Annotated in this window: 10 protein-coding genes; 1 reads left to right on the top strand and 9 read right to left on the bottom strand. The window is 66.8% G+C overall.

Translation table 11 applies throughout. The features are described 5' to 3' along the window. Window positions 1–2 precede the first annotated feature (2 nt). The 9 genes from murG to rsmH form a co-directional block, all read right to left on the bottom strand. Complete coding sequence (gene murG, locus QW881_RS01900) at window positions 3–1,106, bottom strand: undecaprenyldiphospho-muramoylpentapeptide beta-N-acetylglucosaminyltransferase (RefSeq protein WP_315755079.1); 1,104 nt, start codon at window positions 1,104–1,106, stop codon at window positions 3–5. A gap of 44 nt (window positions 1,107–1,150) precedes the next feature. Then, complete coding sequence (ftsW, locus tag QW881_RS01895; RefSeq protein ID WP_315736776.1) at window positions 1,151–2,302, bottom strand: putative lipid II flippase FtsW; 1,152 nt, start codon at window positions 2,300–2,302, stop codon at window positions 1,151–1,153. 346 nt (window positions 2,303–2,648) lie between these two features. After that, complete coding sequence (murD, locus tag QW881_RS01890; RefSeq protein ID WP_315755077.1) at window positions 2,649–4,049, bottom strand: UDP-N-acetylmuramoyl-L-alanine--D-glutamate ligase; 1,401 nt, start codon at window positions 4,047–4,049, stop codon at window positions 2,649–2,651. A 109-nt stretch (window positions 4,050–4,158) separates the two neighbouring features. Beyond that, complete coding sequence (gene mraY / locus QW881_RS01885; RefSeq protein ID WP_315755076.1) at window positions 4,159–5,265, bottom strand: phospho-N-acetylmuramoyl-pentapeptide-transferase; 1,107 nt, start codon at window positions 5,263–5,265, stop codon at window positions 4,159–4,161. Window positions 5,266–5,461: 196 nt separating this feature from the next. Next, window positions 5,462–6,838, bottom strand: a complete 1,377-nt coding sequence (gene murF / locus QW881_RS01880; RefSeq protein WP_315755074.1) for a UDP-N-acetylmuramoyl-tripeptide--D-alanyl-D-alanine ligase — start codon at window positions 6,836–6,838, stop codon at window positions 5,462–5,464. Further along, window positions 6,835–8,295, bottom strand: a complete 1,461-nt coding sequence (locus tag QW881_RS01875; RefSeq protein WP_315755073.1) for a UDP-N-acetylmuramoyl-L-alanyl-D-glutamate--2,6-diaminopimelate ligase — start codon at window positions 8,293–8,295, stop codon at window positions 6,835–6,837. The genes murF and QW881_RS01875 overlap by 4 nt, the downstream gene beginning before the upstream one ends. 70 nt (window positions 8,296–8,365) lie before the next feature. Continuing rightward, window positions 8,366–10,114 carry a penicillin-binding protein 2 gene (locus QW881_RS01870; RefSeq protein WP_315755072.1) on the bottom strand — a complete coding sequence of 583 codons (1,749 nt, stop codon included), beginning with the start codon at window positions 10,112–10,114 and terminating at the stop codon, window positions 8,366–8,368. Further along, on the bottom strand, window positions 10,111–10,503 hold the full coding sequence (locus QW881_RS01865; protein WP_315713444.1) for a hypothetical protein: 393 nt from the start codon (window positions 10,501–10,503) through the stop codon (window positions 10,111–10,113). Before QW881_RS01865 ends, QW881_RS01870 begins: the two co-directional genes overlap by 4 nt. 3 nt (window positions 10,504–10,506) lie before the next feature. Beyond that, on the bottom strand, window positions 10,507–11,502 hold the full coding sequence (rsmH, locus tag QW881_RS01860; protein ID WP_315755071.1) for a 16S rRNA (cytosine(1402)-N(4))-methyltransferase RsmH: 996 nt from the start codon (window positions 11,500–11,502) through the stop codon (window positions 10,507–10,509). Between the two features lie 554 nt (window positions 11,503–12,056). Between rsmH and QW881_RS01855 the strand changes: the two genes are divergently transcribed. Continuing rightward, the gene (locus QW881_RS01855) at window positions 12,057–12,908 is read left to right on the top strand and encodes an N-acetylmuramoyl-L-alanine amidase (RefSeq protein ID WP_315736768.1); all 852 of its coding nucleotides are present in this window, start codon (window positions 12,057–12,059) and stop codon (window positions 12,906–12,908) included. Window positions 12,909–12,910 lie beyond the last annotated feature (2 nt).

Here is a 12,910-nt window from a genome sequence, read left to right as displayed (position 1 = left end):
AACTAGAGCGCCGCCGTCCTGATCACGAGGTCGGCCAGCCGCTCGGCGGCATCGAGCCGCCCGGCCGCGCGCGCAGCCTGGGCCATCGCAGCAAGCCGCGCAGGCTCGGCGGCCAACGCCGAGATCTCCGACGCCAGCCGGGCGGGTGTGAATTCGGACTGCACGATCCGGATCGCGGCATTCGCGTCCGAGAGCACGCCGGCATTGGCGAACTGGTCCTGGTCGATGGCGCCGGGCAGCGGCACCAGGATCGAAGGACGGCCGATCGCGGCGAGCTCGGCCACCGTGCCGGCGCCGGAACGCGAGATCACGAGATGATTGGCGGCAAGCCGCGCCGGCAGGTCGGTGAAGAAGGGTTGCAGGTCGGCATTGATCTTGAGCCGGTCATAGACCGCGCGCACCCGCGCCATGTCCTCCTGCCGCACCTGCTGGGTCAGCACCAGTCGGCCCCAGAGGGCCGGCTCCAGCCGCTCGATCGCGCCGGGCACGATGTCGCTCATGATGCGCGCGCCCTGGCTGCCGCCGACGACGAGCAGCCGCAACGGGCCCGAAGTCTCCGGCGCCACATAGGGCACGGCCGCCGCTTCGAGGATGGCGGGACGCATCGGCGTGCCGACCGTGGTGGTCTTCGCCGAAAGCGCGGGATCGCGGTCGAGCACGCCAGGCAGCGAGGTCGCGATCGCCTTCACATGCGCGGACAGGAAACGGTTGGCGCGGCCGAGCACAGCGTTGGCGTCGTGGATCAGGCTGGGCACGCCGGCGAGCCGCGCCGCCAGCAGCGGCGGCACGGTCGGATAGCCGCCGAAGCCGATCACGGCCGCGGGCTTGAGCCGCCGCATCAGGTTGAAGGCCGCGATGGTGCCGCTGCCGAGCAGCAGCGCGGTGCGGGCCAGCGCCAACGGCGAACGGCTGCGCACGGTCTCGCTCGGCACCACGTCGATCATGTCCGGGGTGAACAGGCCGCTGTATCGCAGCGCGCGCTCATCGGTGACGAGACGGACGCGATAGCCGCGCCTGATCAGCTCGACGCCGAGCGCTTCAGCAGGAAACAGATGGCCGCCGGTGCCGCCGGCCGCGAGCAGAATGAGAGGCGCGGTTGAGGTCATGCGCTTGTTTACAGGCAATGTGCGGTCATTGCGAGCCAGGCGGCCTAGGCGTAATTGCGCAGCGCGCCGGCTGCGTCGCCGGCCTCGACCTCCATCCGCGGCCGCTGTCGGGTCAGCGCCAGCATCATGCCGACGCCATAGGCCAGCGACACGATCGAGGAGCCACCGTAGGAGATGAAGGGCAAGGTCATGCCCTTGGCCGGGATCAGCTGCAGGTTGACGGAGATGTTGATGGCGGCCTGGATGCCGAACAGGATCGCCAGACCCGAGGCCGCGAAGCGCGCAAAGCCGTCCTCGGTCGCATAGGCGCGCGACAGCGTGCGGATCACGATGAAGGCGAACAGCGCGACCAGCGCCAGGCACAGGATGATGCCGAACTCCTCGGCGGCGACCGCGAACACGAAATCGGTGTGGCTGTCCGGCAGGCTGCGCTTGGCGATGCCCTCGCCCGGCCCCAGCCCGAACCAGCCGCCGTTGGAGAACGCCTCCATCGCGGTGTCGACCTGGAAGGTGTCGCCCGATGCCGGGTTCATGAAGCGCTTGATGCGGCCGGCGACGTGCGGGACCAGCAGATAGGCGCCGAACAGACCAGCGGCCGCGGCGCCGGCGAGGCCCGCGACCCAGATCATGCGCATGCCGGCGATGAAGAACAGCGAGCCCCAGACCATCAGGACCAGCATGGTCTGGCCGAAATCCGGCTCCATCACCAAGAGCGACACGAGCATCATCAGCAGCACCAGCGCCATCGTGGTCGCCGGCATGTCGGGCCGCCGCGCCGATTCCGAGAACAGCCAGGCGGAAACCACGACGAAGGCCGGCTTCGCGGCCTCGGACGCCTGGATGTTGACGCCGATCAGCGTGATCCAGCGCCGCGAGCCTTTCACCTCCGGCCCGATCGCGAGCGTCAGCACGATCAGCACGATGGCGACCGCGAACACCACCAGCGCGCTGCGCCGGATCTGGCGCGGCGACAGGAACGACACGCCGATCAGCACGATGAAGGACGGCAGCAGGAACAGGACGTGGCGGTTGAAGAAGTGGAACGGATCGAGCCCGATCCGGGTCGCGACCGGAGGGCTGGCCGCCAGCGACAGGATCACCCCGCACAGCATCAAGGCGAGGATGGCGCCGAGCAGCGGGCGGTCCACCGTCCACCACCAGTCGGACAGCGGATTGCGTTCTTCACGGGAGAGCATCGGGCGTCCACCTGAGGCCTTATGAAATCAGCCCATTGGCGCCCAGGATGGTTATTGAAGGGTTAAGGATTCCTCCGCTGTCGTCCCGGACAAGCCGTGACGCGCCAGCGCGTCGCGGCGCCGATCCGGGACCCATACGCCGCGGCCATCGTGAACGGACAAAATGCCAACGACCCGCGTGCCTCAAACCGCTTCATGGGGGTATGGGTCCCGGCGTTCGCCGGGACGACACCGGTGTGTGCTGCTGCAGATGCGCGTCGTATCGTTCAAGCGTCCGGCCTGCTGAGCAAACACCGTCATCCTCCGCGCAGAGGAGAATCCAACACACCGTACCGTCGCGATGAAGCTACGCCACCGGCTTCACGCCCGGCAGAGCCTGCACCAGCTCGCGGAAGCGCGTGCCGCGGATCTCGAAATTGCGGAATTGGTCGAACGAAGCGCAGGCCGGCGACAGCAGGACCACGGCCTCCTTCAGGCCGGAGGCTTCAGCGTCTGCAGCCGCCTGCGCCACCGCGACCTCGAGCGTGCCGGACATCTCGTGCGCCACTTTGTCACCGAGCGTGCCGGCGAACTCCGCGGCCGCCTCGCCGATCAGATAGGCCTTGCGGATGCGCGGGAAGAAGCCCGCGAGGCTGGTGATGCCGCCGGCCTTCGGCTTGCCGCCGGCGATCCAGAAGATGTCGGCGAAGGACGACAGCGCATGCGCGGTCGCATCCGCATTGGTGCCCTTGGAGTCGTTGACGAACAGCACGTTGGCTCGGCGGCCGACCTGCTCCATGCGATGCGCCAGGCCGGGAAAGCTGCGCAACCCCTGCTGCAGGACGTCCTCCTTGACACCGAGCGCGAGCGCAGTCGCCGCCGCGCAGGCCGCATTCTGCGCATTGTGCTGGCCGCGCAGCGAGCCGATGCCGCCGAGCCGCACAACCTCGCTGCGCGCCCCGCCAGCGCTGCGCAGGATGGTCTCGTGCTCGACATACAGCCCGTCAGCCAGCGGATTCTTGACCGAGATGCGCACGACGCGCTTGCCGGCCTGGTCGAGCCGGTCGGCGATCGCGCGCGAAAAACCGTCGTCGACGCCGACAATCGCGGTGCCTTGCGGCTTCACGCCGGCGACAAGGCGCTCCTTCACGGCCGCGTAGTTCTCGATCGTGCCGTGACGGTCCAGATGGTCCTCGCTGACGTTGATGAGGATGCCGACGCTCGGATCGAGCGAGGGCGTGAGGTCGATCTGGTAGGACGACATCTCGATGACGTGGACGCGGCCCATGCGCGGCGGCTCGAGGGACAGGATCGCGGTGCCGATATTGCCGCCCATCTGGGTGTCGTAGCCGGCGACGCGCATCAGATGCGCGATCAGCGCGGTCGTGGTCGACTTGCCGTTGGTGCCGGTGATGGCGACGAACGGCGCATCCGGCGCGTGCCGCCTGCGCTCGCGACAGAACAGCTCGATGTCGCCGATCACCTCGACGCCGGCCTCGCGTGCCCTGAGCACGCTCCAATGCGGCACGGGATGGGTCAGCGGCACGCCCGGCGCCAACACCAGCGCGGCGAAGTTCGCCCAGGAGACGGTGCGCAGATCGGCGGTGATGAAACCCGCCTTCGCCGCTGCCGTCATCCGATCGGCGCCGTCGTCGGCCGCGATCACTTCGGCGCCGCCGGCCCGCAGGGCATGACACGAAGCCAGCCCCGAGCCGCCGAGTCCGAACACGGCGACGGTCTTGCCGGCGAATGAGGTGACGGGGATCATGGGAAGAACTCCGTCGTTCCGGACACCGCGCAGCGCTGATCCGCAATCTCGGGATTCCGGGTTCGCGCTGCGCGCGCCCCGGAATGACAATCCATGGCATACGGACCCATCAGCGCAGCTTCAACGTCGAGAGACCGACCAGCGCCAGCATCACCGAGATGATCCAGAACCGGATCACGATCTGCGGCTCGGTCCAGCCGAGCTGTTCGAAATGGTGATGGATCGGCGCCATCTTGAAGATGCGCTTCCCGGTCAGCTTGAACGAGGCCACCTGCACGATCACCGACACGGCCTCCAGCACGAACAGGCCGCCGATGACAGCCAGCACGATCTCGTGCTTCACCGCGACCGCGATCGAGCCGAGCATGCCGCCAAGTGCCAATGAGCCGGTGTCGCCCATGAAGATCGAGGCCGGCGGAGCGTTGAACCAGAGGAAGCCGAGCCCGGCGCCGAGCACCGCGCCGCACAGCACGGCAAGCTCGCCGGTGCCCGCGACATAATGGATCTGCAGATAGTCGGAGAACACGGCATTGCCGACGAGGTAGGCGATCAGACCGAAGCTCGCCGAGGCAATCATCACCGGCACGATCGCAAGGCCGTCGAGGCCATCGGTCAGGTTGACGGCATTGCCTGCGCCGACGATGACGAAGGCGCCAAAGATGACATAGAGCCAGCCGAACTTGAAGACGAGGTCCTTGAAGAAGGGAATCGCCAGCCCTGTCGAGGATGGATCGCGGCCGAGGCGAACCAGCGCATAACAGGCGACCAGCGCGATTGCAGCCTCGATCAGCAACCTGAGGCGGCCAGCGAAGCCCGAATGCGACTGCTTGGTGACCTTCAGATAGTCGTCATAGAAGCCGACGAAGCCGAAGCCGAGCGTGACCGCGAGCACGATCCAGACATAGGGATTGAGCGGATTGGCCCACAGCACGGTGGAGACGACGAGCCCCGAGAGGATCATCAGCCCGCCCATCGTGGGCGTGCCCTTCTTGCTGATGATATGCGATTGCGGGCCGTCGGTGCGGATCGGCTGGCCTTTGCCTTGACGCAGCCTGAGATGATCGATGATCCAGGGGCCGAACAGGAACACGAACAGCGCGCCGGTGACGACGGCGCCGCCGGTCCGGAAGGTGATGTAACGGAACACGTTCAAGAGCCCGCGAAACACCGAAAGGCTCGGAAACGTATTCGTCAGCTCGATCAACCAGTAGAACATCCAACCCGCCTATGCCGCCTCACCGAGACTAAGCCACGCCAACACGGTTGCTCGCGCCCGAATCCGGTCCAGTCTCTTTTAACCATGAACGGGGCCGGGTGCGAATCGTAGCCCGACGGGAATGATCCGTCCGGCATGACCGCTTCGGCCACCAGTGGAAAACTATCCTTCTTCCGCGCCGCGATATCGCCCGATTTCAACCGACGCCCTGCAGCGCCGCGGCGAGCTTCGACACGAACTTGTTGACCCAGAAGATCTTCTTGCTGCCCTTGATGACGACGACGTCGCCCGGCGCAAGCAGCGCCGCGACCCGACCGGGATCCAACGTCACCGGATCCTCGTGCCAGCCGAGCCGCTTCGCTTGCGGCAGGCTGTCGAACAGGTGACGCATCAGCGGACCGACGCAATAGACACCGTCGATACCAGCGAGATGGCCAAGCATTCCGGCGTGATAGGCTGGCGCCTCGTCGCCGAGCTCAAGCATGTCGCCGATGATGGCAATGCGCCGCCCCCGCACCGGCCTTGCCTGCAGGCTGTCGAGCGCAGCCGCCATGCTGGCCGGATTGCCGTTGAAGCTGTCGTCGATCAGAACGATGTCGCCGATGGTCTGCTCGACGCCGCGGCCCGTCATGATGCCGACCTGGCCGAGCGTCGGCGCGAGCAGCGCCGGATCGAGCCCGGCTGCTGCGATGGAGGCGAGCGCCGCCAGCGCATTGTGCAGGCGATGCGGCGCCCCCGGCGTCACCGTGAAGGCGACGCCGCGACCGGCGATGTCTGCCGACACATCCCAGCTGTCGCCGCGCGAGGTGTGCGCGAGCTCGCGCACGTCAGTGCCGCCACCGAAGCGGATCACTTTGCCCGTCCATTCCGGCGCAGCGAGATCGGCCGGCAGCACGAGAACGCCGTCAGCCGGCAGCCCGCACGCGATCGAGACTTTCTCTTTCCTGATCGCTTCCAGGCTGCCGAGCTTCTCCAGGTGCACCGGCTGCACGTTGACGACGAGAGCCACCGTCGGCTGCGACAGCTCCGTCAGCCGCGCGATCTCGCCTTTTTGATTCATGCCCATCTCGACGACCCAGACCGAAGCGCCCGGATCGGCATTGCACAGCGTCAGCGGCACGCCCCAGAAATTGTTGAAGCTCGACGGGCTGGCTGACGCTCCGGGATAGGCGGCGATGAACTCCTTGGTCGAGGTCTTGCCGGCGCTGCCGGTGAGCCCGATCACCGGGCCATGAAAGCGCGCCCTTGCAGCGCGCGCGAGCGTCCACAATCCATCGATCAGCGTGTCCTGCACCACGAGCTGCGGCACGGTGATGCCGTCGATCCTGTGCGGCACGATCATCGCGACGGCGCCGGCCGCTTCGGCGTTGGCCGCAAACTCCCAGCCGTCGCGGCTGGAGGCGAAGCTCGACACGAAGCCACCGCTCGGCGTGCCGCTCAGCGCAACGAACAGGCTGCCTCGCTTCACGGCACGGCTGTCCTGCGTCACGAAATCGATCGGGCTCTCCGGATAGTCACCGGCGAGGCCGAGCGCGCGCGCCGCCTCCGCCACGGTCCACAGCGCCTTCGTCATGATGTCCTCGATGCCAACGCGTCCGCGACCGCTTCGTGATCGCTGAAATGCAGAACATTGCTGCCGATGATCTGTCCGGTCTCGTGGCCCTTGCCGGCGATCACGAGCGCATCGCCGGGCTGCAGCTCGCCAATCGCGAGCTGGATCGCCTCCGCCCGATCGCCGATCTCGCGCGCACCGGGTGCGGCGGCCAGGATCGCGGCGCGGATCGCAGCCGGATCCTCGCTGCGCGGATTGTCGTCGGTGACGATGACGCTGTCGGCCCCTTCAGCGGCGATCGCGCCCATCAAGGGGCGCTTGCCAGTGTCACGGTCGCCGCCGGCGCCGAACACGACGACGAGTTTTCGCGCAGCATAGGGCCGCAGCGCGTGCAGCGCCTTGGCAAGCGCGTCCGGCTTGTGCGCGTAGTCGATGAAGATGGGTGCACCATTGTGCTCGCCGACCAGCTCGAGCCGGCCCCTGGCGCCCTCGAGCTGCTCGAGAGATTCGAACACGGCTTGCGGATCGCTGCCGGTGCCGATCGCAAGGCCCGCCGCGACCAGCGCATTCTCGATCTGAAACGCGCCGACCAGCGGCAGGCGGACCGCATGCATGCGGCCGCAATGCTGGATCTGGAGCTGCTGAGCAAAGCCGTCGATTGCAGTGGCCACCAGCCGGATGCCCTCTCCAGCGCCGTCCCCATGCGTTCCCACCGTCATCAGGCGAAGACCGCGTGTCTGCGCCGCGGCGATGACCTCCGGCGAGCACTCATGATCAGCCGAGATCACGGCAGGGCCGCCCGGCGGCACGAGATCGCGGAACAGCCTCAGCTTGGCGTTGAGGTAGTGAGTGATGTCCGGATGATAGTCCATGTGGTCGCGCGACAGGTTCGTGAACCCGCCGGCCGAGACCCTGACACCATCGAGCCTGAATTGATCGAGCCCATGCGACGAGGCCTCGAACGCCAGATGGGTGACGCCATCCTGCGTGATCTCGTCGATCTGCCGATGCAGCGCGATCGGATCCGGCGTCGTCAGCGAGCCGTAGACGGTGCGCTTGTCCGACACCAGCCCGACGGTGCCGATGCTGGCCGAACTGTGGCCGAGGCGCTGCCAGATCTGGCGCGTGAAGGCGGCGACCGACGTCTTGCCGCTGGTGCCGGTGACGGCGGCAATGGTCGCCGGCTGGCGCGGATAGAACCGAGATGAAGCGAGCGCGAGCGCCCGCCGAGGGTTTGGCAGCGCGATGAATGGCACGGCCAGCTCCGTTCCAGGGCCCGCCGCGCCGGCCACGGCGACCGCGCCGGCCGAGATCGCCGCCGCGATGAAGCGGGTGCCATCGGTCTTGGTGCCGGACAGAGCAAAAAACAGGTCGCCGGGCCGCACGGCGCGGCTGTCCACCGCGAGGCCGGAGATCTCGACAGCGGCGATGCGGGCGTCGAGCGTCGCCTGATCGCCCAGGAGGTCCTGAAGTTTCATCCTGGTTCCGTGCCAGTCCTGGCCCCGCCCCGGGCGGCGGCAGCTCCAAAGCCCGCGATTCGACGACGGCTTACTGTGTCAGCCGCGATGCTGCAAGAATTTGGCGGTCGGACGGCGGCAGATCGAAACGGGGCTCAATTCCCAGCAGCGGCCCGATCCGGGAGATCACGTTGCCAGCGGTCGGCACCGCGTTCCAGCCCGAGGTGATGAAGCCATAGGTTTCCTTCAATGGCTGCGGCTCGTCCAGCATGATCAGGAGCTGGTATTTTGGCTTGTCTGCCGGGATCACGGCGGTGAAGAGGGTCAGCACCTTCTTCTTGGCATAGCGGCCGTTGATGACCTTCTCGGCGGTGCCGGTCTTGCCGCCGATGTAATAGCCCTTCACGTCGGCCTTGCGCGCGGTGCCGACCTCGGCGTTCAGACGCATCAGGTAGCGCATCTTCTCCGAGGTCTCCGGCTTGATCACGCGCTTGGCAACCTGCATCGCCTCTGCCTCGGTGCGCTTTATGAAAGTCGGCGGGATCAGATAGCCACCATTGACCAGCGCGCTGACACCCATCACGCCCTGCAGCGGCGCCACCGCCATGCCGTGACCGAACGCGATCGTGACCGTGTTCAACTCGGCCCAGCGCTTGGGCAGGATCGGCGAGGCGCTCTCCGGCAACTCGGTGCGCAACCGGTCGAACTGGCCCATCTTGCGCAGGAACGCCTTGTGCGCGTCCACGCCCTGCGCCAACGCGATCCTGGCAGCACCGACGTTGGACGAGAAGTAGAACACTTCCCGCATGTTGAGGAAGCGGCCCTTTGGTTCGTCGTCGTGAATCGTAAACTTGCCGTAGTGCAGCGGTCCGCGCGCATCCCACAGCGAGTTGAGATCATACTTGCCGCTGTCGAGCGCCATCGCCAGGGTGAAGGCCTTGAAGGTCGAACCCATTTCGTACACGCCCGTGGTCAGGCGGTTGATCCGATCGGGATCGTGCGCTTCCTTCGGGTTGTTCGGATCAAAATCCGGCAGCGAGACCATGGCGATGATCTCGCCGGTCCTGACATTGACGACGAGACCGGAAGCCGCCTTGGCCTTGAACTTGTCCTTGGCCTTGAGCAGCTCATCGCGCAGCGCGTGCTCGACGCGCAGATCGACCGAGAGCTCGATCGGGCGCTGCAGGCGATCGGTGGCGAAGCCGGCGCGATGGAGGTCGGCGAGGCCCTGATTGTCGAGCCACTTCTCCATACCGGCGATGCCCTGGTTGTCGATGTTCACCAGGCCGATCAGATGGGCCACCTCGTTGCCGGTCGGATAGACGCGCTTGTTCTCGCGCAGGAAGCCGATGCCCGGCAGGCCGAGGCGATGAATGTCCTGCTGCTGCTTCGGCGTCATTTCGCGCTTGAGCCAGACGAAGCCCTTGCGCGACAGCAGTCGGTCGCGGACCTCGCCCGTATCGAGATCCGGCAAGGTCGCCGTCAGAAGCTCGATCGCCTCGTCCTTGTCGATGAGGCGGCGCGGCTCGGCGAACAGGCTCGGCGTCTTGACGTCGGTTGCGAGTACGGCGCCATGACGGTCGACGATGTCCGGCCGCGCGGTGGCGATGGCGTCCTGCTGCGCGGCACGCCGCGCGCTCGGACCATCCGAGCCGATCGCGAACATCACGAGGCGGCCGCCGATGATCGCGTAGACCGCGGCAAAGGCGACGATCGCGAGGCCGACGCGCACGCGCGCCTTGGCAGTGCGATCGACATCGCGCCCATACAGCAGCGTGCGCACCAGTCGCTGCCGCCAGGGCTCCTGCGGCTTGACGTGAGGCCGAGGCTGATCGCTCATTGCTGATCCTCCGGGCGACGCACCGATCCGGTCACAGGGGGCTCTTCGTTGATCGCGTCGATCGCATCGATCATCGATCCGATCGGATCCGGATTGTCCGGTCGCGCAAATCGCGGCGGCCGCTCCGGCAGATTCTTCAGGCTGTCGTATTGTGTGGCGTTGAGCGGCTTCAGCGGCAGATGCCGTTCGACCAGCCCTTGCAGCCGCAGCGGCGCGTCGAGCTTGGCCCATTCCGCGCGCAACACTGCGATGGCCTCGCGCTGCTCGCGGATCTCAGCGCGCAATTGCAGCACGCGCTCGACCCGTGCCGTCGAGTCCATCTTGATGCGATAGACATAGGCCGCCGCGAAGATCAGCGAGCAGATCACGACGAGGTGCAGGAGGCGCATCGGTCACCCTCCTCGCAGGACGTCGGCCAGACGCGGCCAGGGGGATGATGATGCCGAGGCGTGCGCCGGCGCGGCCGTGCGTTCGGCGCCGCGCAGCTTGGCGGACCGTGCCCGGGGATTGGCTTCGGTCTCGGCCTCCGCGGCCACCACCGGCTTGCGGTTGAGCAGTTGGAAGCTCGGTACCTCCTGGGCCACCTCGGGCCGATGGCGGGAGCCGCCGCCAGTCCTGCTGCGCTCGGCCAGGAACGTCTTGACGATGCGGTCCTCGAGCGAATGGAACGAGACGACCGCGAGGCGGCCGCCCGGCGCCAGCACGCGCTCCGCAGCCGCCAGCGCCTGTTCGAGCTCGTCCAGCTCCTCGTTGACGAGAATGCGCAACGCCTGGAACGTGCGCGTCGCCGGATGGATGTCGCCAGGCTTCGATCTCACCACGCGCGCGACGATGTCGGCGAGCTGCCGCGTCATCGTGATCGGCTGCTCCTTGCGCGCGGCGACGATGGCCCGCGCCACGGCGCGGGAGTGCCGCTCCTCGCCAAAGATGTAGATGACGTCGGCCAGATCGCGCTCGGCAGCGTGCGCAACGACATCGGCAGCCGTCGGCCCCGTGCCGCCCATCCGCATGTCGAGCGGGCCGTCGAACCTGAACGAGAAGCCGCGCGCGGCGGAGTCGAGCTGCATCGAGGATACGCCGACGTCCATCACGACGCCGTCGACATATGTGAGGTCTTGCGATGCACAGATGTCGGCCAATGCCGAGAAACGGTTCTCGACCAGTGTCAGACGACCGCCCGCTTCGGCGAGGAGACTCGCGCCGCCGGCGATTGCGGTGCTGTCGCGATCGATCCCGATCACACGTGTTCCCGCCGTCGCCAGGATCAGGCGTGTATAGCCACCCGCGCCAAAGGTCGCATCGACATAGGTTCCGCCGGCGCGCGGCGCCAGCATCTCGACCGCTTCGGGGCCGAGCACCGGGACGTGTCGCTGGTCAGCCGTGCTCACGCGGCCGCTCCGCAAGCGCGCCGTTGCTTCAGACTGACTTTGTTCGGCAGCGAGCCCATCGCGCCTTCGATCCTCGCGCCCGTCAATTCGCCAAGCCATCTCCCGGGACGGTCGGTCATCCGTCGAGCCGTCCCCACATCAGCGGCACGATCCGGCCTCGTCGAGACCCTCGATCCGACAGCGATCGCCCGGCGCCGGAGCGCCCCGGAACCGCTTTCGATCGTGATCTGCCGTGCAGGACCTTGCATCGTGGCGGCTTGCCGTCCCGAAAGCCGGCTTGGCTCTTCACCACTCAGTAACGGCGTTTAGCGTTAACAAACAGTTGACGGTCTGTGGCGGATGTTGGGCACTTGGACCGCGAGGCGGAGCGGCCCGGTAGACCGTTCGTCCTGCACGCCGTCGCGCCGTTCGGCGGACTGGCAATCGCCATACAACGGTCCGCTCAATAGCGAGGGCTCGCATGCGATTTCGATTGCGGCTGGGACATGTAAAAGAGTAGTGCCTGCCCATATTCGGTTTGAGCCATCGCCGCCGCCGTCCGCTTCGAGTCGTTCATGCCAAATCCATCCGACAAGCCGGAATCGAAGCGTCCCCGTGCGCTGCCGATCCCCAAGGGCGTTTCCGACCTGCCGGTCTTCACGCCGGACTCGTCGATCGCCTCCGACGTGATCCCGTCGGCCAATTTCGGCGAGCGCAAGGGTGGGCGCCAGCCGGACATGATCATTCTTCATTACACCGGAATGCCGGATGTCGAAGGGGCGATCACCAAGCTTTGCACCGCCGGCAGCGAGGTGTCCGCCCATTACGTCGTGCTCGAGGACGGACGCATCGTCCAGTGCGTACCGGAGGCCTTCCGCGCTTGGCACGCGGGTCTCTCGTCCTGGGGCGGCGACGAGGACATCAATTCCTGCTCGATCGGTGTCGAGATCGTCAATCGCGGCCACGATTGGGGCTATCCGGATTTCCCACCGCGGCAAATCGCGGCGGTCATCGCGCTGTGCCGAGGAATCATGCTTCGCCGCAATGTGCCGGCGCATCGCGTGCTCGGGCATTCCGACGTGGCGCCCGCGCGCAAGAAGGATCCCGGCGAGAAATTCCCGTGGCATTCGCTGGCGAATTCGGGCGTGGGCCACTGGGTGCAGCCGGCGGCGATCACCAAGGGCGAGACGCTGAAGCTCGGCAGCATCGGCGATGACGTCAAGGGCTTGCAGAAGGCGCTCGCCAAATACGGCTATGGCGTGCCGATCACGGGCAAATTCGACGGCATCACCATGGATGTCGTCACCGCGTTCCAACGGCACTTCCGCCCCGAAAAGATCGACGGCATCGCCGACCGCTCGACCTTGTGGACGTTGCATGCGCTGCTGACGAGCCTGCCTGCCGAGGATCAGGCGCCGCGCGTCTGACA

This window comes from Bradyrhizobium sp. SZCCHNS3016, assembly GCF_032484535.1.
GTDB lineage: Bacteria > Pseudomonadota > Alphaproteobacteria > Rhizobiales > Xanthobacteraceae > Bradyrhizobium.
The sequence above is the reverse complement of the archived record's forward strand: the minus strand, read 5'-3'. Positions and strand labels throughout refer to the sequence as shown.